We start from the raw sequence: 23656 nt of genomic DNA on the forward strand, positions 1-23656 counted from the left end.
ACTCCCTCCGGGTTTATTACATCAATGTCCGAAGATGCATCCCAAAACCTGTGGGTTGGTATGCAGGAGGGCGGACTGTACCGGTACGAACGTGCAAGCGATCGCTTCACCCGATTTCTGGATGATCCTGCCCATTCGAATTCGCTTATCGGAGAGATTGTGCGGGTTGTATTGGCGGATAGCCAAAACAAAATCTGGATAGGGACAGGTTATGGTCCCTCCGAAAACGGTGCTGGCCTTTTTCGATTCGACCCCATAACCGGATCCATATCCCGGTTTATCCACCAACCGGATAATCCAAACAGTCTCATCGACAACCGGGTGAGTGCACTTATGGAGGATCGGCAGGGTCGCATTTGGGTCGGGACATATCAAAATGGATTGCACCTTTACGACCCTGCACGGCAGGAATTCATCCGGATGAAGAGCGATGGCGGCAAACCCGGTCGATATTATCCGCCTCCGGGGCTAAAGGCCTGGGAACTCCCTCCTTTTATATCCTTTCTTTATGAGGATCAAAAAGGTGGTTTTTGGATCGGCACTTGTGGTGGTGGCATTAACTATTTTGACCCCGGCACGGATAAGGTGCGCTATTTCGCCCACAACCCTGCAGAAGCGAACGGCATATCCAATGATAAACTCTGGTCATTTTTTGAAGATAAATCCGGCCAGTACTGGCTGGGCACCCTGGCCCAGGGCGGCCTGCACAAAATGGATCCGTTAGAATCGAAAATCACCCGGTATGCCGAAACCAATAATATGCATATTTCAGGCATACAGGAATGTGGCGCACTGCCTGGAAAACTTCTTTTGGGAACGATTTATCACGGGCTACGGCAATTGGATACGCAAACCGGTGAAATACTGCCTGTTTACGAAAATGAACTAACACATAGTGGATTAAGAGAAAGTCCGGTATTTGATATCTATGAAGACTCGAAAGGGCTGTTGTGGTTAGGGTTTATTTCGGAGCACCCTGAGGATTCCGGTACGTCTTCAAAAAACCGGGGGCCCGGAGGATTGGCCAGCCTGGATCCGAAAACAGGTAAACTGGTTCGACATTCGTTTCCAACGGATGGTACTCCTGGCACAGCCGGCACATCGGTTTACCGCATTTGTGAGGATCGGTATGGCTATTTATGGCTTGGGGCGGGCAAGTACGGACTTTTCGGTTTTGACAAAGCTACCGGGGTTAGTAAACGGCATACCTTACCGGCCGTTAACGGGCAGACGAGCGCCGAAGTCTATTTGATCGAAACGGATTCACACGGGACACTCTGGGTTGGGGATCAGACGGGAGAAGGAACGTTATTTCGATACAATAAGGAGCATGATAGTTTTGAAACCTTCCTGGAAGGATACCAGGCCATAAGTTTTTACGAGGATAGCTCAGGTTGGTATTGGGTAGGCACGGAAGACAAGGGCGTACTTCGCTTTAACCCTGACAAAAGCAGTTTTCATCAATACACAATGGTTGATGGGTTGCCAAGCAATAGGGTAACCGGGATACTCGAAGGCCCGCCAGGCACGTACTGGCTGTCCACCGCTCAGGGACTCTCCCGGTTTGATGCGGAGTCTGCCAGGTTTACCTCTAAAGGATTACCCAGTCACCGGTTTGATAAGGCCACCCTTTCAGCCAGCAATGGCCAGCTCTATTTCGGGGGCAGTAGTGTCCTGTTTGCTATCGATCCCGAGAAGGCAAATGGTAACCAGGTTCCTCCGGAACTTCAAATTGGCGTTATAAGGGTTTCCGGCGAACCCTATGTATTGGATAATGGAAACCACGGCGATTCTGAGAGCATCATCCTGGCCCATTCGCAGAATGATATAACGTTTGAATACGTCGGCCTGCATTTCAGCAATCCTGCCAGGAATCAATACCGGTATCGGTTAGAACCATTTGACCCGGAGTGGATTGAAGCCGGGACGCAACGGGTGGCGCAGTACACGAATATCGAACCGGGAACCTATACATTTCGGGTAATCGCATCGAATGATAACGGGGTCTGGAATGAAGAAGGGGCTTCTGTGGGCTTTGTAATCCGGAAGGCGTGGTGGGCCCGGTGGTGGGCTTATCTCCTGTATGGGACGTTACTTTGTTTGCTCGTATATAGCATTTACAGGTTCCAACTCTCCAAAAAACTGGCTTTGGCGGAAAGCAATAGGCAAAAACAAATCAATCGATTTAAAAGCAACCTGTATACCAACATTTCACATGAATTCAGGACGCCCCTGACCGTCATTTTAGGGATGACGGATTCACTGGAGAATGAACTCGGGAATAATAAATCACAACCCGCGGAGGATGCAGTCCGTTTAATCCGGAGAAACGGCCAGCGTCTGCTGACGCTCGTTAATGAAGTACTTGAGCTGACGAAACTGGAAAGCGGCCATTTAAGGGCAAACTATGTGCAAATCAAGGTAATTCCCTTTATCAGGTATTTGAGTGAGAGTTTTGCTTCCTACGCCCGCAAAAAGAGCATCCAGCTCAGGATAAATGCTGAAATTGACGACTTATCCATGGATGTGGACACCCAGAAATTGTCCGCCATCCTCTCAAACCTCCTCTCCAATGCCATAAAATTTACGCCCCCGCACGGAGCTATCGAATTGCAGCTTCAAAGTGAAAAGGGAAGGTTTTTGGAAATAAAGGTTCACGATACCGGATCAGGTATAGCCGAGGAGGATATACCCCATATATTCGACCGGTTTTACCAGGCAGGTTCTGCGACTACTAAAAAACTTGAGGGTACGGGTATCGGACTGGCATTAACCAAAGAATTAGTGACCGGGCTCGGAGGCAATATTACTGCGACCAGCAACCCGGGCAAGGGCAGTGTGTTTACGGTTCGGCTACCCATTACCCGGAATGCCCCAACCGCATGCCCGGATGCCCTGAACATGGTTTTGGCGGACCCCACAGGCCCCGATGATCTACAGGAAGCAGGAAAAGTAGTATCTGCCGGGCATCCGGAACAACCCTTAATCCTGATCATCGAAGACAACCAGGATGTGGCGCACTATACTATCCAATGCCTGTCCAATGCATATCGGACACTGTATGCCAGGAATGGGGCAACCGGCCTGGAATTAGCCTTTGAACACATACCGGATATCGTCATTACGGACGTGATGATGCCCGGCAAGGACGGGTTTGAGGTCTGCAAGGCGCTAAAAAAGGACGAACTGACCGATCATATCCCTATTATCATGCTCACTGCAAAGGCAACCCAGAAAGACCGGATTTTCGGACTTTCATATGGTGCTGATGCCTATTTGTCAAAGCCCTTCAATAAAGCTGAACTGCTGACCCGTATCGAACAATTGATCCGGGTGCGCCGGAAATTGATCCGTAAATTTCAGTTCACGGGATTTGCCAAGCTGGTTGAAAGCCGTAAAAAGGATACTGAGTCCACCTTTATCCAAAAAGCTGTTGCGCTCATCTATGAGAATATTTCGGATGATTCCTTCGGCCCTTCGGAACTCGCTTCCGGATTGCTCATCAGTGAATCGCAACTCTATCGAAAACTAAAAGCACTCAGCGGTAAATCCACTGCAGTATTCATTCGGCACGTGCGCCTGCAGGAAGCAAAAAACCTTATAGAATCCACAGATTTAACCGTTTCTGAAATCGCCTATGAGGTCGGCTTTAAAAACCTGTCCTGGTTTAGCCGCATTTTCAAGCAGGAACTGGGTTCTTCCCCCTCTGCCATCCGCAAATAAATCCTCCATCGCCTGCTATCCGGAGATTTTGCAACCCGTTTAACGGATAATTTCCACCTTTCTTTATCGATGACAGAATACCAACATCATTTGACCAAATGGTGTAAGGAAATCAATTATATATCACTGAACTTTAAGGTTGAAGAACAAAGGGATCCGATTATCACGCGGTTCACTCGAATATCGACAGCTATGAAACTAAACTTGAAATTGCTCATTCCCGGTTCCTTACTATGCGTCACACTCATGGCGTGCTCAAGCAATGGCGATGACCCGACGGATGATACCATTACGGGTCCCACAAAACCCGTCATCGCAGTGGACAAGAAGGAAACGTTTACTATTACATCCGATGGTGTCAGTTGGGAGGCTAAAATTTGGATACCCAGTGAATACGAAACTAACAAAAACCTGCCTGCGATCTACCTGATAGACTTTAAAGAACAACATCATGTTATCGCTACGGATGAATTTGATAAGGTTATCGAAGGGGTTAAAGCAGTAAGCGGATTCAATGCCCTGGTCATTACATTGGCGGAACATCTGGATGTAGATTTTGTCATACCGAAAGACTATCAGGAATTCAATAAAGTCTTTCAAAATATCGCCGCATACGTGGATGCACATTACACCACTAACACCTCAAGAACATTTATTGGCAGAGGAAGTGAGAGCAGTATGGTTTTGATGGCCCTTTTTATTGAGGAACAAGAATCTTCAATCTTCCAAAATTTCATTGCCACGGATTCACCATCTATTGTTTATTTCACAGAATTGCTTGAAAATGAAAATTTCCCCCAAATAAAGGACAATAAAAAATTGCACTATTCACTTACCAGCGATAGTGAATATGATTTGAATAGTGACTTCATTGCTGCACTAAATGAAAAAGCATATCCCTGGTTGGAATTTGAAATTGTAGAATATCTAAATTTTGATTATGAAAATGCTTATCCCAAAGTATTTGCGGATGGAATCAGGTATATTTTTGAAGAGTAACGATTCCATATGCGGAAAAAATAGCTTATTTTAAAATGCCTCCTTTCTCTCGATCCCTAATTGGCTCTCATGCCAATAGCAATCCCCCGCTATTCTACCTAAAAAAAAGATCATGTGTAACGCATTGAGCTATCGGTTGATCCTTTGTTTCGCTTTACTGGTCTCCTGTTCAAATGACGGCCCTGAATTAGACGGCGGCCCCGGAAACTCAACAATTTCAATTGATACGATAAGCCCTGAAAGCGGGCCCAGAAATACTGTTGTTACGATTAGCGGAAAAAACTTCGGCTCAGATCCAAACGTGATCAAAGTTTTTTTTAACGGTTCACAAGGCGAGGTTGAATCGGTGGAAGATGATGTGATTGTAGCCATCGTGCCCACAGGTGCATTTACTGGAAGGGTTACCGTTTCCATAAATGGCCAGATTATAGATGGACCGGAATTTACGTATATCGTCACAGATGAATACCCGGGTAATATCCTTGCAGGAAGTACACGAGGGTCTCAAGATGGACAAGGAAGCTTTGCGCAGTTTAATTTACCTGCTGGAGTAGCCATTGATAAAAACGGCAATGTATATGTTGCCGACGCCGGAAACCACAGGATCCGAAAAATAACGTCGAATGGACTGGTGAGCACCCTGGCTGGAAGTGCGTTCGGGTTCGCTGACGGACAAGGAGTGGTTGCGCAGTTCAACGCACCCAACGGACTCGCATTGGATGTGGACGGAAACGTGTATGTTGCGGATCGTTACAACCATAGTATTCGGAAGATAACCCCGGGTGGCGAAGTGAGCACATTGGCGGGAAGTACAGAAGGGTATGCTGATGGACAGGGGGAAGATGCCCAGTTCAATGAACCCTATGCAGTGGCGTTGGATGTAGATGGAACCGTATATGTCGCTGATGCCGGAAACAATAGAATCCGAAAAATAACCCCGAATGGTTTAGTAAGCACCCTGGCAGGAAGTTCACCAGGTTTTGCAGATGGACAGGGGGAAGATGCCCGGTTCAATGGACCCTATGGGATTGCACTGGATGCATTGGGAAACGCGTATGTAGCTGACTTCATAAACAACAGGATCCGAAGGATAACCCCGGATGGTGTCGTTAGCACCCTGGCAGGAAATTCAAGAGGATTTACAGATGGACAGGGGGCTGATGCCCGGTTCGATGGTCCTTACGGAGTGGCTTTGGATATGGCGGAAAACCTGTACATTGCTGATTTCGGCAACCAAAATATCCGAAAGATAACCCCAGAGGGTACGGTAAGTACACTGATATTAAGTTCAACAGGTTCTGCAGATGGACAGTGGGAAGGCACAATGTTCTCCGGACCTTCCGATGTGGCCCTGGATAAGTACGGAACCGTATATGTCGCTGACATGGCAGGCCATCTGATCCACAAGTTTCCACTGGATTAAGAGGGAGTTTCGGGCCCGCTAGCTGCATTTACTCTCACGGTCACAACGGCGAGCCCTGCAACCCGCCAGATCAACCAGGGTGCCGCTTGGGAACCAATGGCAGGGATGTGTTTTTTCAGGGCTACGGGCAGCCTCTGCCCAGGGGCATCTCATAAGATCGATGAGAGCGCCAGACTCATAAAATCCTCCACCTGGCTTTCAGCCTGAACTGGGTCTGAATATTCCAGGAAGCCCATGATCATGGGGTCGGCTCCAATATTCTGGAAATCGCGGATCACTTCAGTATATTCCTGGAGTTGCTGATCCACTGAGTCCCCTCTGTCAAAAACCAGGAGCGAAATCGACCCGTTGGAAGACCGGGTAAGCGCCAAACCGCCGGAGAGGCAGAATAATTTAAAGCTTTTTTTGATGATCCTGAAGGGTTTCCGTTCGTAGGGTTCCAGGCCAAAAACACTTAGTTTAACCCCTTCCGCCTCATAGATCACAGGATCCAGAGGGTCTGCATCAGCGTCCAAACCGGAAAGATCGTCCAATCGCGTTTGCTCCCATCTTTCAAAATCACCTTCCCGGTTCAATTCAACACACTTCATTTTTTGATAATTAACCTGTTCATTTTTAGGTTTCAACTTCGGGGGAACGATATTTTTTATTGTAACGGGTGCCCGGAGCGACCCGCTTTATTTTAGTTCCGGTACGGCCTCCAAAACGATTTTACGCAGCTTTTCCGGCGTAAAGGGTTTGCTGATAAACCCGTCGCAGGCCGGGTGGTTCTCCGCACTCGCCATAAGGTTGGGGTCTGTGGCGTAGGAAAGCATAAATACCTTGGTGCCAATGGTCGCACTGTCCTTCCAGGCCGCGAAGGCATCCAGAAATTCAATCCCGTTCATTTCGGGCATATCACTGTCTACCAGGATAAAATTTGGTACAAACCAGTGAGATGAGTGGGAGGAGGCAGGTTTCGAGGAGTCCAAAAAGGCGAGCGCCATACCAGCCCTTATAAAAGTGAGGATTTCGGAATCCGGTAATTCCCGTTCGATGCATTTTTGGTGGATATACAAATCCATTTCACTGTCATCGATCAATACAAAATTTGCGCTCATTCAATAATCTGATAAAATTTGATTCATCTTCATATGGCCAGGGTATGGGATCGGATGAATTTTTCTGCCGACGGCACGTCTTTGAAGATGGCAAAGGGGATGTCGTTCGGATAGATTCTTTTGAACGCCCGCACCAAAAGTTCGATGGCGAGGGTATTTACCACATAGGCCTCACAGATCGCGATGTGGCCCTGACTGCTCTTGCTGGCCAGCAGTTTGGCAGCCTCTGTCGAAAAGGTGCCCCTTGCGCTCCTCAGGTCGATTAGCAAGGGCATGGGGGAACCATTGGACAGTGAAATCACTTTATCCAGGTATCGCCGGGCCGTCCTGACATTTAAGAAACAGGTGCCGGGCCCCTGGTTGAAAGTGCAGTACAGGATGCTGTTATCCCGAATTGAAAAGGTGGTTTGATCCTGCATGGATCTGTTTATAATGGTCAGTCCGGGTGAAACCTTATGCCCGCCAGGCTTTCTGGAGGCCTTATTAGTAAGCATTCATTCCAAAATGTTTAACCAAGGGATATGCCAAACTCCTGTTTAGATCAGAAGAGTATTTGTAAAAAACAGGTAATCAATGCATTAGGAGGTTTGGGGGGAGATTGCACTTCGACTTGCATCAACGGAATACCGTCACAAAAATAAAGTGAGATCATTTTTCCACGGAATACCGTGGGTTTTATGTTATTTCCTGATACCCAGTTTCTTCATCTTATCGCGAAGCGTACTGGGTTTCAGGTCCAGCAATTCGGAGGCGCTGTTGTGCCCGGAAATCTTCCAGTCGCATTTCTCCAGCACCTGAATGATGTGATTGCGCTGTATGGATTCCAGGGATAAATTATTGGAACGGATCGAAACCCTTGAATTCGGACCCTCCGATTCAAAGCCCGGGATGGTAAGGGTTTCCCCGTTTGACAAAATGGAGGCCCGTTCGATCAGGTTCTCCAGTTCGCGGATGTTTCCCGGCCAGCTGTAACCTTTCAGTTTTTCCATGGCATGGTCGGAAACGAATTGGATGTTCTTGTTGTATTCCTTGTTGAACTTGTCCACAAAATGTTCGACGAGGATGGGAATATCCTCCCTGCGTTCCCGTAATGGGGGGACTTCAATCGGGAAAACATTGAGCCGGAAATACAGGTCTTCCCGGAAATTTTTCCTTTCAATCTCAGCCTTTAGGTTCCGGTTTGTTGCGGCGATAACGCGTACGTCCAGCTTTTTAGGCTGCCCGGCGCCGACCATTTCTATTTCGCCCTCCTGCAGGAACCTCAGGATCTTGGGTTGCATTTCCACGGGCAGTTCCCCGATTTCGTCCAGGAAAAGCGTTCCGCCATCAGCCAGCTCGAATTTGCCAACCTTATTGCTGATCGCCCCGGTGAAGGATCCCTTCCTGTGACCGAATAATTCGCTTTCCAGCAATTCCCGGGGGATAGCCGAGCAATTGACCTTGATCAGCGGCTTGTTGTTCCTGATGCTCAGGTTGTGGATGGCACGCGCCAGCAGCTCCTTTCCGGTACCGGTCTCGCCCTGCAGTAAGACGGTGGCATGTGTTGCAGCCACTTTTTCCACCTCCGAAAGCACATTGCTGAATGCGGCGCTTCCGTAGACCATTTCCTCAAAATTGAAAACGAGATCCAGCTCGTTCCTCAGGTAGATGTTCTCCTGTTCCAGTTTATTGCGCAGGGTAATTAGTTCCGCGTTGGCTAAGGACAGCTCCCTGTTCGACTCAATGATCAATTGCTCTGCCTTCTGGCGCTCCTGGCTTTCGATAATGAGGGAGACCACATTGGCAATGGAGGTGGCAAATTCCAGGTCATCTGCCGACCAGCGCCGGGTTTGGCTGCCTACATGTTCAAAACAAATGATCCCGTAATATCCCGTGGTACTGTGCACAAAAACATCCATCAGGGACCTGATGTTATGGGGGATCAGGTAGGCCTCCGCAAATTGTTCGGTAACCGGGTTGTTCCTGGCGTCTTCAACTAGGACAGTCTGACTTTTTTCCAGGGCATCAAAATAATTGGGGTATTCAGACCTGCTCAGTGAGGCTCCCTCCTGGTGGGTTCCGCTTTCCAGAATATACAGGTCCTCACAATGGATTTCCGTTTTATCCATGTTCAGTCGCCAAACGCCCACCCGCCCGACGTCCAGGGTCTCCGCTGCGAGTTGGGTAATTTGTTTCAGGGAGGCTTTCAGCTCATTGCCGACCAGGCTTGCCAGTTTTAGGATTACGTCCTTCTTTTTGGTCGACCTGACGGCAATTTCCTCCAGCATTTCCTGCGTGCGGACTTCTTCGGAAATGTCTTTCAGGGTGCCAAAGACGGCGATCACAGCCCCGTTGTTGTCCTTAATATTCCCGGCCAGGAAGGTCGCCTGGAATTTATTCCCATTTTTCCGGGTAAACTCCATCGTATGGGGCTGCGCTTTTCCGCCTGCAACATCCTCTTTCGTTGTCAGGATCTTTTCGAAGTCTTCTGGTTTGGCCATGGGATACGGCATATCCATCTCCAGGATTTCTTCCCGGGTGTAGCCCAGCATCTCGCAGGCCGATTGGTTTACCATGGTGATACGGCCTTCGAGGTTCAGGATGATCAGCCCTTCCTGCATGGACATGACAAGCTTGTCGGTAAATTCCTTGGCCAGCTTCAGGTCCAGCTCCGCCTTTTTGCGCTGGGTGATGTCGCGTATGATCCCTATAAGGAATTTGTTGCCCCTGTCATCGACGAACCTCGTCTTTTTAGTGGAAATTATCTTGGTTTCACTGCCCCGGACCGTAAGGGTTTCCTCATTCACATTTTCAACACCCGAAGAAATGACGGCCCGGTCTATTTTTAAAAAGCTTTCCCTTTCCTCCGGGGAGACGTCTTCGGCCAGGGTTTTACCCAGGACACGGGAGCGCGCCAATCCGAAAAGGCTGCAAAAGGCGTCATTAACCAACAGGAGGCGGCTGTTTTCGTCTTTTACGAAAATGGGGTCCCCGATATGGTTCAGAATATTCTCCAGGTATTTTTCATTCTGGATCAAAAGTTCCCCGGCCCTCTTTTCGGTAGGCAGGTCGTTGAGCATCCCTGCAAGATGCGTACAAAGCCCATCGGACCCGCAAAGGGGTATAAGGGTTGCCAGGGTGCGTTTTTCGCCGGATTCACCAGAGCCGCCTATTTCCCACCATACCGTTTTTATATGGCTGCTCGCCTCGGCACATTTTTCAAGGGCATGGCTCAGTGCGGGTTCCTCAATAAAATTCCGCACATCCCGATCGATCACCTCGGATTCGGTAACGCTTAGCTCCTCCAAAAAACGTTTGCTCGCGGCGACGCATGTATACCGGTTTTCAGGCCGGACCTCCAGGATAAACAGCTGTTGGTTTGTGGGCCCGATAAATTTATCGGCGAGCCCGAAGCTGAGGGTAAGTTCGTCTAGAAGTGTTTTCCGCGGTTTCTTCACTGTGGACGGCTATTTCCTGTGTTTAGTTAAAAAAGATACTCAAATAATTGATACCCTTGCGGCCGATATTTCCAGGTGGATGTAAAACCGAGGGATATTTGTCGTAACTTTGCCTCGTAAAATAACAGGCACCTGCCTTCGCCATTTCTGACCAAGATTAGATTTAATATCCGCTCTCTCAGTTTTCGTTTCTCAGCTGCCACAATTTAATTAGTATTCAACAACACCCTAGCCGGTAGCCCGGGAAACGACCCACACCCATTTCAACATCTGGGAATACGATCGCGCCAGAGGCCATAAGCCTCAGGCAAACCGGAATGCATCGCTTCCCAGGGGAGCTTTAAAGACCCCTGGCAAATAAAAACTGCATCCCGCCTTTCCGTTAAAACGAACGCTGCCTGCAACCCTTATATATGAAAGATAAAAACCTGAAACTTATACATCCCATCGTCCGTGCCATCACAGAGGCCGGGCACTCCAAAGCCACTGAAATCCAGTCGCGCGCCATCCCCCATATCCTGGAGGGACGGGACGTTATCGGCTGTGCGCAGACCGGCACCGGTAAAACCGGGGCCTTTGCGATCCCGGTACTCCAGCAACTCAGTGGCAACCACGGGAACCGGAAGGATATCCGTGCCCTGGTACTTACCCCGACACGGGAACTCGCCATTCAGGTGGAGGAAAACTTCAAATTATACGGCCGCTACCTGCCCCTGAAATCCACGCCGATTTTCGGAGGCGTCCCCCAGGGCAAACAAACACGGGCCCTCGAACGGGGCGCCCAGATACTGATCGCAACCCCCGGCCGACTGCTGGATCTGATGCAACAAGGCCATATAGACCTTTCGCGCATTGAGATACTGGTCCTCGACGAAGCCGACCGGATGCTGGATATGGGCTTTGTACATGATGTCAAGCGCATCATGTCCAAACTCCCGGCCCAAAAGCAAATCCTATTTTTCTCGGCAACCATGCCGCCGGCCATCCGCAAATTTGCGATGTCCATCCTCAACCAACCGGCCGAGGTAATCGTGGCGCCCGTATCCTCCACGGCAGATACCATCCGCCAGTCGGTCTACTATGTGGAAAAGCACGACAAAAAGGACTTGCTGATCAAATTACTCGGACGATCCATTGAGGACCGGTCCCTGGTTTTTACCCGTACCAAACATGGGGCAGACCGTCTGGTGAAGCAATTGGGCCGTTCCGGCATCCATGCGGCAGCCATCCACGGGAACAAATCCCAGAATGCGCGCCAACGCGCTCTCAACGACTTTAAGAACAGTGATGTCCGGGTGCTCATTGCCACCGACATCGCTGCAAGGGGTATCGATATCGAGCAATTGCCCTTTATCGTGAATTACGAACTGCCCAATGTGCCGGAGACTTATGTACACCGGATCGGGCGTACGGGAAGGGCCGGGTTAACCGGACATGCCATCTCGTTCTGTGACAACTCCGAACGGGTGGACCTGAAAAACATACAACAACTGATCGGTTTTAAAATCCCGGTCGAAAAAGAAGGTGCCCTGACCTGAAACAGGAACGGGCAGGCCATAAGCAGGTTTTGCCCCAAGTAAAATACCGGGTTGCCAACAAACAGATAACCGGCGGCCCACTTCATAAACAACAATTAATATTTATTACAATGCAAAAAGGAACAGTTAAATTTTTCAATGAGGCCAAAGGATACGGTTTTATCACCGGTGTTGAAGGCAAGGACGTATTCGTACACGCTTCCGGGCTTGAAGAAGAGATCCGTGAAAACGACGAAGTATACTTCGAGGTTGAGCAGGGCAAAAAAGGCCCCAGCGCGGTGAATGTGCGTATCGCTGACTAAGCACACACCGATACCGCATATCGAAATGATCACAGGGCTCCTTCGGGAGCCCTGTTTGTTTTCAGGGGTTTGCCACCTATAAAACCTCGTTAAATATGCAGAAATCCCCGGAAAAATGGGGATATTTGAAAAAAAAGATGCAAAAGGAAATCGAACGGGGGCAAATTGCTTCAGGCGATGCTGCCGAGGTAGGAGAAATGCCCGGGATTAATAAGAAGACAATGAACATGCAGGAAGATTTCGATGTTTTTATCAGCCGGTTCAGCACCGGATTGCGGAATGTTTTCCACAGCGAGCATAATATCGATGCGCTGAGCCTCAAACGAGGCCTGCCCGATCCCGTGTGGGACGATATCATGGGCATGAAGCCGCTTTCTGTCGCCATTCCCACCGAATTCGGAGGCCGCGGGCTGCATGTAAAGGAATGCCTGGGAATCCTCTCGGCCGCCTCCTACGAGTCCCTGCCCTTGTCCCTGACCTTCGGGATCAACATTGCCCTGTTCCTGGAACCCCTGGCCAAATATGGGCATCCGGAGATACAGGCAGGGATCTTCAGGCGCTTTTTGGAGGAAAAGGCCATGGGCGGGCTGATGATTACCGAGCCCGATTACGGCAGCGATGCGCTCAACATGCAGACCCACTATACCCAAACGGATACCGGGTACCGCCTCAAGGGCAAAAAGCACTGGCAGGGCCTGACGGGGATGGCCGATTACTGGATTGTCGCGGCCCGCAAAAAAACAGAAGCCGGAGACCTTGCCCGGGACATCGACTTTTTTGTCACGGACGAAAGCCGGCCCGACCAGCAAATCCAGGTCGAAAAATATTTTAACAACCTGGGCCTTTACATGATCCCTTACGGGTTGAACAACCTGAATCTGGAAGTGCCTGAAAACCAAAAGCTTCAGCAGCCCAGCACAGGCATCAAAATGATGCTGGATATCCTGCACCGTAGCCGGTTGCAATTCCCGGGGATGGCCATGGGCTTTATCCACCGGATGCTCGACGAAGCCCTTACCCAATGCGACCAGCGACTGATAGCTGGAAAAAAATTATCGGAACTGGACTCGGTGCGCTACCAGCTTTCCAGGATACAGGCCGCTTACAGCTTGTGCTCCGGGATGTGCGCCCGCAGCGCCGGGATGAGCGGCATTGAACACGAGCTCGCAACCCAGGGGATGGAGGCCAATATCATGAAGGCCTTTGTGACGGACCTGATGCAGGAATCCGCACAGATCTGTGTGCAACTCAACGGATCCGCCGGATACAAACTGGACCACGTGGCGGGCAGGGGCATCATCGACAGCCGCCCTTTCCAGATTTTTGAAGGCTCCAACGAAATGCTTTATACCCAGATAGCCGAAGGGGTGCTCAAGGCTATGAAAAGAAGCAAGGATACACAACTGTTGCGGTATTTACAATCGGATGTGCTCACCGAGCAGACCGCCGGGCATTTCAGCAAGATGCTCGATTTTCAACTGCCCGCGGAAGTTGCCCAGCGCCAATTGGTTACTCTGGGCCGCATCGTAGCCCGGGTGGCATCCCTGCAGTATGTCTCCGTGATGGCAGACCGGGGCTTCCGGAAGGACCTTTTCGAGAATTGCCGCAAGCATATGGTGATGGATGTGAAACAACTGGTGTCCAACCTCCGCGAATTTAATGATGCAGGGCCCGTAATGGAATACCGGGAGAATTCGGACTGGATGCAGTTTACAGGCGCATAGGGTGTTTTGGCCCTTTGTGGAAGCCGGTCCTATTTCATGAATTTTACTCAACCCTACCTAACGCAATCCAACCCAGCCAGCGGGATCCGGGCAGCGCTTTGTTACCCATTGAGCAGCTGCACGAGTTTCAGGCGGCTGTTGATGCCGATTTTGGTGTAGATGCGGTGGGTGTGGTCCTTAACCGTCTGCAGGCTGATAAACAATTCGTCGGCTATTTGCTGGTTGGTCTTTCCCTCGCAAATTTTGCCAATAACCTCCTCCTCCCGGGGAGATATGCCGTACCGGTCTACCAGCAGCCTTAAATTTTCGACATTTGTGGCCTCTGCAAACACCGGCTGGAAAAGCCTGTCCGAAAACCTGTAGACATACAAAAAAGGGAGTGCGGCAGACAAGAAATACAAGACCAGCCCGGCCGCAGCAAGAGACGCCTGCATATGGTAAAGAAGCAGCGCACCCCCCCGGATCGGCAGGGCCAGCAGGGTAAGCCCCCCAAAAACCTTGAGGATGGATTCTTGCGGCCGCCCCGCTTTTCTCGAGAACCCCCAGATGCATGTGCACGCCCAGAAGGTAAATAGTGCATCCGGCCAGATCATTACACCCGTAAGCAGGTCGGCGACTACCCGTAAGGGCCCGGCGGGGGTGGGCCAGGCCGGGAAGAACAGGAAAGCGGCAAGCGGGAGGGCCAGCCCCAGGATCCCGGCATACCAGGAATAGGCAGCCGGCACGCGCCCCGAACCCCCCAGGGCATGCGGGATGGTCCCGAACACCAACCAGCCGATGGCAGCAAAAGGCATGGCCAGCAATGGGAGCCACCGGGTCGCCCCGGCGGTAGCTTCCGGCCCGGCTCCACCCAGAAACATGAGTTCCCGAAGGCCCAGGGGTCCCCAAAGTGCATAGAAGGCAAAGGCATAGAAACTGACGAGGTAATAAAAGTACCTTTTGTGAAAGAGGGAATTATAGGTTGCAACCGTTTGCCGGCTCATCCAGATACTCCCCAGGGCCAAAGCCGAACAGAGGATAAAAGCCGCAATAAAGAACAAGTTGGTCAATGTGGTTGTTTAACGGTTTAAAAGTAGCCAAAATGCCCCGCCTTCTAGTCCCTACTTCCGTAGTGTTTTTCAATTCACTACCAAAGTTGGATGCGTAGGGGAGGCCAACAGCTTACTTTAGCACTAAAACCTGTAATTGTGGATACCATGCAATCATTTCCCCGTCCCGGCCTTTCCGAAAGTTACAGTTACGGCTGGCAACAAATGCTCAAATCCTTCCTGCCGCTTCTCCTGCTGGTTGTTTTCCTTGCCTTTGCCGATGCGCCTACATCCGTTTTTCGTGATGAGGACTGGGGAGAATCGCTTTTGTCCCCTTTGCTCCATATGGTAGCAGTTGCATATGCCATGCTGGTATTGCCGGTATTCAACTATGGGGGCGATCTCCTATTTGTGCGTGCGGTCCGGGAGGAGCCCCTGGAGGTCGAGGCTGTCATACAGGGGTTCAGGGAGAACTACGTCCATATCGTGCTGGCGCACCTGCTGGCCACTGCCCTGATCGTACTGGGTTTCGTATTCCTGATTGTCCCGGGTATTATCCTGGCCTGCAGGTTGGTCTTTGTGTCCTACCTGGTCATGGATAAAAGACTGGAACCCATAGCAGCCATTGAGAAGAGTTGGGAAATGACGAGAGGGCAGGGCCTGCGGATTTTCGGGATGGGCCTTCTGGCCATCCCGGTCTTTATCCTGGGGCTACTTTGCCTGGGGGTGGGCGCCCTGGTATCCGTTATGTGGATAAAATCGGCCTTCGCCAGTTTGTACTATGCTACAGACCTCCTGCAGCAAGAGCAGGACGATCCATACCGGGTCCGCGATTGATTTCCCCTCGGCGCAAAAAAGCCCGGGGATTTATACGAAACCTGTTTTCCAGGGTTCAGTTTGCCAGGATATTTATCGATAAACGGTCAAATATTTCGATCAAAATACCCCTGGAACCCGCTTCCCTTTCCCTGTCATTTTAAAACCAGGTCTTTGGTCGTGAGAACCGTGTGTTTTCCCGAAACTGTGAATTATTGACAGGGATTATTCCATTTTTTAACAAAAATCTCAGTGTTTTTCCCAAAAACCTGTGAAAAATTCATAAGGATTTCCTGCCCTCACTTTTGACATTTGACTCACAAAACCCAAAATCTGTGTGTTATGAAAAGAATAATCGCCCTTAAAAACCTGCTTGGTTTCCTGAGCCTTTTATGTGCATTCGGCCTGACTGCCCAAAGCGGGAGCATGGCAGATGCCCAGCTCTCTGCAAGTGCTGAGGCCGACAAACGGGTAGACGATTACCTGAAGCTCGCAAAGCTCGGATATTCCGAGCGCGAGATTTACGAGGACCTCGGAAATGTCAATTTCCTGACCGAAAACTATGAGTCCGCCGCTTTCTGGTACCAGAAGCTCGTGGACCTTGCAGGCATCCGCGCCCTTCCTGAAAGTTACCAGGAGCGTTACAAGTATGCCATGCACAAGGCAGGGATTATCCAATATTCGGAAGTAGTGGCCCAGCGAGACTGGGTATCCCGGATCAAAGAAGATTATCAGATCGAGCGGAGCACGCATGCCGCGCAGCTCACCCGGTCTCTGGCGGAGAATTATAAAATGCCCGATTTCGGCCGCGCTGACACCTATCCAAACACCGAAGGCCTTGAAGCCCTACGGGCCATGTCGGAAGCGGATCTTGTTCAGATGCAATCGGAACGGATGGCTGTACAAAATGCCTACATGCCACCGGTGTCTGTAACGGCCGACGGGCGTACCGCCTATTTCAGCAAAGCGGTTTTTGAGAAGCCGCTTTATGGGATATTCTCCAAAAAGCAACTGGTCCACAAGATTTTCCGGGCCGAAAATGTGAACGGTCAATGGGCCAATATCCAGGAGGTAGCCGTGGCACCCAAATACGCCTCGGCCATGCACCCGGCTGTTTCCAGCGATGGTACCCGCCTGTACTTTGCCTCTGACATGCCGGGCACCTATGGGAAATACGACATCTATGTAGCGGATATCCGCAGGGATGGCAGCCCAGGGGCAGCCCGAAACCTGGGAGAAAAGATCAACACCCGCAAAAATGACCTGTACCCGAGCCTGGTAGGGGGGGACATCCTCTTCTTTGCCTCTGACGGGCACGCGGGATTCGGAGGCCTGGACCTGTATGCGGCACGGATTGCCCGCCGCAGTGTCGGGCTGGCCATCAATATCGGCAGCCCGTTCAACAGCGGGGAGGACGAATTTGCCCTGAACCTGCAGACCGACGAGGGTATGGCCTATGTCATGTCCAACCGGGGTGCGGCCAGGGATGACATCCACCAACTGGTATTCTCCTATTACGACACGGAACAACGCAGCCTGGCGGATAACCGGTACACCTTTAAGGAGATCCTGGCTAACGAGCCTTCCCAGTCCTACGTGAATACGATGTTCGAAGATTAATCAGCAAATGCATGATTTGTAAACTGCCGCCGGGGAGGCCCGGTGGCAGGTCACCCCAAATATAAAACCCCCGGGTAACCCGCAAGCCAGTACCCCAAACCCCTGGCGGAACCCATAAAATACAACCCGATGAAAGTCTGTCAACATTTCGACCCCAAAACAGCTGCGATGCTGCTGTTTGCCCTGCTCTGCTTCGGGCAGTCCGTCCGAAGCCAGCAGACTGAAGAACCCCAGGGCGAATTCCAGGTGAAAAGCCCGTTCCACAACCAGTTATTCTTTAACCGGTTCCTGATCAACCCGACTTTTTCGCTGGTCAGGGAGAACAAATCCTACCTGAATATCCTGCACCGGAACCAATATGCCACTTATGAGGACAACATCCAGAATTACTACCTCGGCTTCAGCAACAAACTGAGCGAGCGGACGGCCCTGGGGATCGGTGTCTACGGCCAGTGGGAAGGTGTGGTCCAGGAGTTCGGCTTCAATGCCAACTATGCGACCGCCGTCCGGCTGGGCGATAACAGCAAGCTCACATTCGGCACAAATATCACCTACATCAGCCAGGGACTGGCCAAGAACCGGATCGTGACCCCGGAATCCGACCCGGCCCTGGAAGACAGTACCCGGGAGAGCAAGATTGCCGTGCAGCCCGGGGTGGCCCTATCCGTCGGAAGGTTTGATTTTGCCCTCTATGGCAAGGACCTCATCCGCTACAACCAGACCACCAATGAGCTGCTTACAGGCTTTGAGGCACGGAATCTGCATGGTGCCATCCAATATTCCCAGCCTTTGAACGGGGCCTCCGGCCTGTTTGAGAATGGCCGGTTGATGCCGCTGTTCCAGGTAGGGAAGAATGAACAGGACCGGATTGCCTATATCGGGTCGCTTTTGCTGGACCTTCCCAATTACGGCTGGTTGCAAACCACCTACGACGACACGTATGGCCTGTCCATGGGATTGGGATTCAACCTGAACCAGAAACTTTCCCTGGGGTACCTGATGGAAAAGGACCTTTCGCAGACCGGATCCAACCTGGGGTGGAACCACGAACTCTCACTGGCCTACACCTTCAAGGACGAGGAGGACAACGGGGAGATATTCGTGGATGCCAGCAAGGACAAACAAATTGACGCCATTGTCCGCAATTACGAGGAGCAGCTGCTGGAAATGCGCGCCTCCAGGGACGCCGATGCGGTGGTCAGCGAGCAGTCGCTCGCTTTTGAAAACCGGTTGATCCTGGATGAACTCATGTTGCGGCAGGATTCCATAGAAGAGGCGCGGACCGCCCTCTTTGAGCAGAAATTCGAGAGCCTGGTGCGGACCATCCGCAACGAGATCCGCAGCCAGAACCAGAACGAGGTGCCCGAACGTGCCGTACCGCCCGCAGGGACCCGGAACATCACCACCGCGGTGGCTTCGGCCGAGACCCGTAAGCCTGTCACCCCGGAAACCTACAAGCCCGTTGCAAAACGGGATTTCAAAGAATTACCAATACGAGCTAAAAATCGGTCGGATATCGTTGGGGTATCTTCTGGTTATTACCTGATTGCCAATGTTTACAAAAACAAGAAGTATTTGAACGCTTTCGTAAAATCACTGAAAGAGAAAGGTTTGGATGCCCGGCAATTCTATAACACAGAGAACGGGTTGTATTATGTATATCTGGCCGATTTTTCATCCAAAGGGGAAGCCGACATGGCCCACCATACCGACCTGAGCGGCAAGTACCAGGACGAGAAGTGGATTATGCAGGTTTATAATCCGGTAGCCACCGCCCAGGTGAGTTACCAGGAGGAGTAACCCTTTAAAGTCAGGATCGGAAAAGCGACTGAACCATTTCCGGGAGCAGGGTTTGCGCCCCAGAACAAATAGCCCTCCCCGGGAACACCAGCGGGACAGTCGCAGCCCGGTCCGCCAAACTGCCAATCCTGAGAGCCATTTGCCCGAAACGGGCAGGTGGCTCTTTTCTTTTTGGGTTGCAGGTAAGCAGACTGCCTGGTTTGTTTTTTGACGTTTTTCCGACGAACTGCAGCCCTGGGGTGCACTTGATCGAAAATTCCTGCAACTGCTCGGTGAAAAAGGGGATAATTCGTACTTTTTCAGTGTAAACAATACAACCTGTTTCAACCCAAATCCCCAAGAATCATGACCTACTTTTACCCCCGAAAGCATGGCGACCCGGATTCGATCCAAAAAGCCAAACCCAGGCCGACCCCACGGCAGGGGCAGCTATTCAGCAATTTAATCCCGGAAAATGGTATCCCGCTAACCTCCCTCCAGGGCGGCTGATCGCGGACCCGAGTTGACGGTTACCCGAAAAGCCTGATCCCTGTGAAATTTGGATGGGACGGAATACCCAGGACTTCCTATCAAGGGAGGTTCAGGGGACTCTCTGCCCCCGATTCATGCCAAAACCAGTAAAAAAGGCTCTTGCAAAATGCATGTCCCCAAAGGGCATGCCAGGGAACCGCCATCCCAAACCGGACCCAAAAACCCCAAACCCAATACAACCCAAATAATACCCTTATGAAAACAACTACTTTAAAAGTGATGGTTATCGACAGCGATAGTCGCTTCCTGGAAGCCTATCCCTATTATTTCAACACCTACCGCGATTATGACCTCGCCGGGATCTACACCACGGTGGCCGAAGCCTTGGAGGATTACCCCTTGGTGCAACCGGATATCGTGCTTTCCGAAGTACATCTTCCGGAAGGTTGCGGCGTGGCCGGGATTGCCGAATTCCGCAAGCGGGATTCCGATGCCCGTGTGATCATGGTGAGCGACGAGACGGATTTTGAAACGATCAAAAAAGCGTTCAAATACGGAGCGGTGGGCTACCTGACCAAACCGGTGAGTAAAAAGCGCCTGGAACAGGCACTGGATTCCATCAAATATGAAGGTGCCGCACTGAGCCACGACATCGCCAAGCAGGTGATCTCCATGTTCCGGCGCAAGCAGTACACGAATTTCTCGGAACGCGAAAATGAGATCATCGAATGCCTGGGGCAGGGGATGACCTATAAATCGATTGCCGAGAAGCTCTTTGTCACGACCAGTACGATCAATTTCCACATCCAGAATATCTATTTGAAGCTGGACGTGAATTCCAAATCGGAAGCTTTACAAAAAATCAGGCAGCTGGAAAGTGCCTGAAACGATAGTTGCTTTGTGGGATTAGCTGCTAGTCCATCAGTTTGCGGGCCGTAGCCATAGCGGACCGAGGCTGATGGGATTTTAAGGAAAGGCACCCTGTGGGGGTGCCTTTTTTATTTAAGGCAGTTAGCGGATTCTCCTGGCCGAAGATATCAAATTACCACTGCTCATTCCCCGGATCCGGACTCCTGGGTCACCTGATCGGGATGCATTACCGGCTGCCTGCCGGGTTTGACCCCGTTAACGTAGTACATATCGAGTTCTCCGCGGTTTTTGACTGCAATGCTGCCCCGGTATTCACACTCATAGGTGTCCTTGATCAGCCGGTAGGTGCCTTCTGCCACGTTGATCCGCCCAACCTCGGAAGCTGACTCCATCCTCGACGCGATATTCACCGTATCCCCCCAGATGTCGTAGGCGAATTTCTTGGTGCCCACCACCCCCGCCACCACGGGACCGGAGTTAATGCCGATACGGATATCGAACCGGACCTGCCCTTGGTCCTCCCTGCCTTTGTTTGCTTCGACAAATTCCAGGATTTCACGGGCTGCGGCCACTACCCGGAGTGCATGGTCCTCTGTGGGGTATGGCAATCCGCCCGCACACATATAGGCGTCCCCGACCGTCTTGATTTTTTCCAGCCCGTACTTATCCATGAGGGAGTCGAAATAGGAGAAGTAATAGTCAATGCTTTGCACCAGGTGTTCGGGATCCATGACTTCGGCATAGGTGGTGAAGTTCCTGAAATCCGTGAAAAGAACCGTCACCGATTCAAAACGCTGTGCCTTGACCTTCCCCATTTTTTTCAACTCCTGGGCTGTTTGTTTGGGCAGGATATTCAACAGCAGGCTTTCTGAACGATCGCGCTCTTCAGAGATGATCTGGTTGGTTCTTTTTGTGTATTTATACCGGCGATAACTGCCAAAAAACAACACAAAAAGCAAAAGGGCTGTAACACCAATTGCCCAGAGGGCGGCCCGTTCACGCTTTTGCTGCAGCGACCTGAGCTCAAGTTCATTGTTGGCGCGCAAGGTCTCGAGCTCCGCCTTTTCCCGCTCCAGCCGGGTCATGTCAATACTGGCTACGTCCATGGAATCCTTGTATTGCATATGGACGTTCAGGTGGGCATAGGCCTCCCTGAAATTGCCCTGGACGGAATCCAGTTCGGCGAGTACCAGGCTGGATTGACTGATCTGTTCTTTAAGTCCGAGCCGCAGGGCGTGTTCTACAGCCCGGGTCGCCCAGGCATGGGCGCGGTCATATTCCTCCATGTCCCGATATACCTGCGCCAGAGAGGTCTGAAAATCGGCGATGGCGGCATAGTTCTGAGTTACTTCCAGTTCTTCGATCGCTTGTATCACATTTGCTTCGGCCTTTCTGAAATCACCTGATTTGGCATAGATGATTCCTTGTGTACCAAGAACAAAGCTTTGACGCAGACGGTCACCGATTTCCTCGAATATTTCTCCAGCCTCTTCCAGAAGTCCTTGTGCTTTTTCAAGTTCCCCAAGATCCATATAGAATTCGCCCGCATTGTAAAGAATCGTACCGAGGCTTACCTTCCCACTGGGTTCTGCCAACGACTTTGGATCTTTGAAGATCTCAATGCTTTTTTCAAAGAATTCGCCCGCCCGGTCAGGCTCCCCAGCTATTACATACGCAATGGCGAAGTACATCAAAGCCGAAGCCTCTCCCAAGGTATATCCGTCTGCTTTCGCTGCATTCAGGGCATTCTGATACGCATCCAGGGCAACTGCGAGGTTTCCCTGGTTGATCTGGGAATTCCCTTTGTGCAGATACCCCCGGTACAAATACCGGTTGCTTCCGAGTTTCCGGGCCAGTGATATTAATTCATCGGCGTACTGCATGGCCAGGTCGGAATTATTGATTTCATTGAATGCCAGATCTCGCAGCAACTCCATTTTGTACTCGCCGCGGGCCGTATCCAATTCATAGATAACCCTCAAACTATCGGCCGTACGCTGTTGCTGAGCCCAGGTTGTCCCGAAAGCAATGCAGGCTAATAGGGATAGTATATACTTAAACGGGTACGGCATTTAAATCCGGTAGTTTAGTTATTTACGAACATAATGGGGTCAAATTCAAAAAGCCTTACCGTACCATCTGCATCTCTCAAAAGAAATCTAACTTTGTAAGGATAAGCACCCTCACTTTTGCATCCGCCATCGTCTGCCTCAAGCACATTACCAATAAGAATTATGCCTTTCCCAGGTATTCGGCTATTACCAAAAATGCACGATTGTCCATTCTTAATCTCTATTTGTGTTAGCTCTGCAGAATATCCAGCCGCTACGGATTCCGCATCAATATTTATCTTCCAGATCACTTGATTACCCGCATATACATTTGATGTATATTGATTAATTGTTTGTCCTGAAGCTTCTTGGGCATTGGGCCCATGTTGATGATCGTTTAGAAATATTAAGTTGGGGTTTGGAACCTCCCCTCCGTTGAATATTGAAGCAGCATCGCTTAGTCTCACATCTATAGTTGTTGTTTGATTATTCGGCGTCGGGTCCGGACGTCCTAATAATTGTTCTTGTTGTGAATGCATCCAAAGGGGGCTAATAAGCATTAAGAAGAGTAATTTTTTCATTATTGAATGTTTTTGGTTTGAACCGGAGGTCCTATTCTCCGGAGTTGTTTATTAATTGCGTAGGTATCCCCGCCCGGGACAAGGCGTAAAGCGCAACCATCCCGGATTGTTCCGGGATGTGATACGAGGGCCTGCAGGTTGTTGAAAAACCGGGGGAAGTGGCAGGACCTCTT

General features: G+C 50.6%; 17 protein-coding genes. 10 read left to right on the top strand and 7 right to left on the bottom strand.

The features are described from left to right. The first annotated feature begins 24 nt into the window (after nt 1-24). From H7F20_RS13760 to H7F20_RS13770, 3 genes are all read left to right on the top strand, one after another. Nucleotides 25-3723 carry a two-component regulator propeller domain-containing protein gene (locus H7F20_RS13760; RefSeq protein WP_185786743.1) on the top strand — a complete coding sequence of 1233 codons (3699 nt, stop codon included), beginning with the start codon at nt 25-27 and terminating at the stop codon, nt 3721-3723. A 192-nt stretch (nt 3724-3915) separates the two neighbouring features. Beyond that, the gene (locus H7F20_RS13765; protein WP_185786744.1) at nt 3916-4722 is read left to right on the top strand and encodes a hypothetical protein; all 807 of its coding nucleotides are present in this window, start codon (nt 3916-3918) and stop codon (nt 4720-4722) included. 112 nt (nt 4723-4834) lie between these two features. Then, nucleotides 4835-6145, top strand: coding sequence for an IPT/TIG domain-containing protein (locus tag H7F20_RS13770; RefSeq protein ID WP_185786745.1), 1311 nt, complete (start codon nt 4835-4837; stop codon nt 6143-6145). Nucleotides 6146-6294: 149 nt separating this feature from the next. On the opposite strand, the gene H7F20_RS13775 is transcribed toward H7F20_RS13770, so the two are convergent. The 4 genes from H7F20_RS13775 to H7F20_RS13790 all read right to left on the bottom strand — a co-directional run bounded on the left by H7F20_RS13775 (nt 6295) and on the right by H7F20_RS13790 (nt 10682). Continuing rightward, nucleotides 6295-6735, bottom strand: coding sequence for a hypothetical protein (locus tag H7F20_RS13775; RefSeq protein WP_185786746.1), 441 nt, complete (start codon nt 6733-6735; stop codon nt 6295-6297). An 87-nt stretch (nt 6736-6822) separates the two neighbouring features. Continuing rightward, the gene (locus H7F20_RS13780; protein ID WP_185786747.1) at nt 6823-7245 is read right to left on the bottom strand and encodes a response regulator; all 423 of its coding nucleotides are present in this window, start codon (nt 7243-7245) and stop codon (nt 6823-6825) included. Nucleotides 7246-7274: 29 nt separating this feature from the next. Then, nucleotides 7275-7664: a hypothetical protein gene (locus H7F20_RS13785; protein WP_185786748.1), complete on the bottom strand. Its 390-nt coding sequence runs from the start codon at nt 7662-7664 to the stop codon at nt 7275-7277. Between the two features lie 261 nt (nt 7665-7925). After that, nucleotides 7926-10682 carry a sigma 54-interacting transcriptional regulator gene (locus tag H7F20_RS13790; protein ID WP_370588510.1) on the bottom strand — a complete coding sequence of 919 codons (2757 nt, stop codon included), beginning with the start codon at nt 10680-10682 and terminating at the stop codon, nt 7926-7928. 413 nt (nt 10683-11095) lie between these two features. On the opposite strand from H7F20_RS13790, the gene H7F20_RS13795 reads away from it, so the two are divergent. The 3 genes from H7F20_RS13795 (at nt 11096) to H7F20_RS13805 (ending at nt 14246) form a co-directional block, all read left to right on the top strand. Further along, nucleotides 11096-12220, top strand: a complete 1125-nt coding sequence (locus H7F20_RS13795) for a DEAD/DEAH box helicase (RefSeq protein WP_185786749.1) — start codon at nt 11096-11098, stop codon at nt 12218-12220. Nucleotides 12221-12330: 110 nt separating this feature from the next. Further along, nucleotides 12331-12522, top strand: a complete 192-nt coding sequence (locus H7F20_RS13800; RefSeq protein ID WP_185787170.1) for a cold-shock protein — start codon at nt 12331-12333, stop codon at nt 12520-12522. 221 nt (nt 12523-12743) lie between these two features. Continuing rightward, entirely contained in the window at nt 12744-14246 is a 1503-nt protein-coding gene (locus H7F20_RS13805) for an acyl-CoA dehydrogenase family protein (protein ID WP_185787171.1), read from the top strand. Between the two features lie 101 nt (nt 14247-14347). Here H7F20_RS13805 and H7F20_RS13810 read toward each other — a convergent pair whose 3' ends face one another. Then, on the bottom strand, nt 14348-15295 hold the full coding sequence (locus H7F20_RS13810) for a helix-turn-helix transcriptional regulator (protein ID WP_185786750.1): 948 nt from the start codon (nt 15293-15295) through the stop codon (nt 14348-14350). Nucleotides 15296-15442: 147 nt separating this feature from the next. Here H7F20_RS13810 and H7F20_RS13815 point away from each other — a divergent pair, with 147 nt between their 5' ends. The 4 genes from H7F20_RS13815 to H7F20_RS13830 all read left to right on the top strand — a co-directional run bounded on the left by H7F20_RS13815 (nt 15443) and on the right by H7F20_RS13830 (nt 20866). Further along, nucleotides 15443-16111: a DUF975 family protein gene (locus H7F20_RS13815; protein ID WP_221898781.1), complete on the top strand. Its 669-nt coding sequence runs from the start codon at nt 15443-15445 to the stop codon at nt 16109-16111. A 321-nt stretch (nt 16112-16432) separates the two neighbouring features. Continuing rightward, nucleotides 16433-17710, top strand: a complete 1278-nt coding sequence (locus H7F20_RS13820; protein WP_185786752.1) for a PD40 domain-containing protein — start codon at nt 16433-16435, stop codon at nt 17708-17710. Nucleotides 17711-17839: 129 nt separating this feature from the next. Beyond that, the gene (locus tag H7F20_RS13825) at nt 17840-19510 is read left to right on the top strand and encodes a PorP/SprF family type IX secretion system membrane protein (protein WP_185786753.1); all 1671 of its coding nucleotides are present in this window, start codon (nt 17840-17842) and stop codon (nt 19508-19510) included. A 726-nt stretch (nt 19511-20236) separates the two neighbouring features. Further along, the gene (locus H7F20_RS13830) at nt 20237-20866 is read left to right on the top strand and encodes a response regulator transcription factor (protein WP_185786754.1); all 630 of its coding nucleotides are present in this window, start codon (nt 20237-20239) and stop codon (nt 20864-20866) included. A gap of 167 nt (nt 20867-21033) precedes the next feature. Here the strand turns inward: H7F20_RS13830 and H7F20_RS13835 are convergent, their stop codons facing one another. Then, entirely contained in the window at nt 21034-22833 is a 1800-nt protein-coding gene (locus tag H7F20_RS13835; protein WP_185786755.1) for an adenylate/guanylate cyclase domain-containing protein, read from the bottom strand. A gap of 104 nt (nt 22834-22937) precedes the next feature. Then, entirely contained in the window at nt 22938-23483 is a 546-nt protein-coding gene (locus H7F20_RS13840; protein WP_185786756.1) for a hypothetical protein, read from the bottom strand. Between the last annotated feature and the right edge of the window lie 173 nt (nt 23484-23656).

This window comes from Robiginitalea sp. SC105 (genome assembly GCF_014243345.1).
Lineage (GTDB): Bacteria > Bacteroidota > Bacteroidia > Flavobacteriales > Flavobacteriaceae > Robiginitalea.

Bases quoted from the DNA above. Each gene is read 5' to 3' on its own strand.
- H7F20_RS13760 (WP_185786743.1), top strand. From the start codon at position 25: ATGTCCGAAGATGCATCCCAAAACCTGTGGGTTGGTATGCAGGAGGGC.
- H7F20_RS13765 (WP_185786744.1), top strand. From the start codon at position 3,916: ATGAAACTAAACTTGAAATTGCTCATTCCCGGTTCCTTACTATGCGTC.
- H7F20_RS13770 (WP_185786745.1), top strand. From the start codon at position 4,835: ATGTGTAACGCATTGAGCTATCGGTTGATCCTTTGTTTCGCTTTACTG.
- H7F20_RS13775 (WP_185786746.1), bottom strand. From the start codon at position 6,735: ATGAAGTGTGTTGAATTGAACCGGGAAGGTGATTTTGAAAGATGGGAG.
- H7F20_RS13780 (WP_185786747.1), bottom strand. From the start codon at position 7,245: ATGAGCGCAAATTTTGTATTGATCGATGACAGTGAAATGGATTTGTAT.
- H7F20_RS13785 (WP_185786748.1), bottom strand. From the start codon at position 7,664: ATGCAGGATCAAACCACCTTTTCAATTCGGGATAACAGCATCCTGTAC.
- H7F20_RS13795 (WP_185786749.1), top strand. From the start codon at position 11,096: ATGAAAGATAAAAACCTGAAACTTATACATCCCATCGTCCGTGCCATC.
- H7F20_RS13800 (WP_185787170.1), top strand. From the start codon at position 12,331: ATGCAAAAAGGAACAGTTAAATTTTTCAATGAGGCCAAAGGATACGGT.
- H7F20_RS13805 (WP_185787171.1), top strand. From the start codon at position 12,744: ATGAACATGCAGGAAGATTTCGATGTTTTTATCAGCCGGTTCAGCACC.
- H7F20_RS13815 (WP_221898781.1), top strand. From the start codon at position 15,443: ATGCAATCATTTCCCCGTCCCGGCCTTTCCGAAAGTTACAGTTACGGC.
- H7F20_RS13820 (WP_185786752.1), top strand. From the start codon at position 16,433: ATGAAAAGAATAATCGCCCTTAAAAACCTGCTTGGTTTCCTGAGCCTT.
- H7F20_RS13825 (WP_185786753.1), top strand. From the start codon at position 17,840: ATGAAAGTCTGTCAACATTTCGACCCCAAAACAGCTGCGATGCTGCTG.
- H7F20_RS13830 (WP_185786754.1), top strand. From the start codon at position 20,237: ATGAAAACAACTACTTTAAAAGTGATGGTTATCGACAGCGATAGTCGC.
- H7F20_RS13840 (WP_185786756.1), bottom strand. From the start codon at position 23,483: ATGAAAAAATTACTCTTCTTAATGCTTATTAGCCCCCTTTGGATGCAT.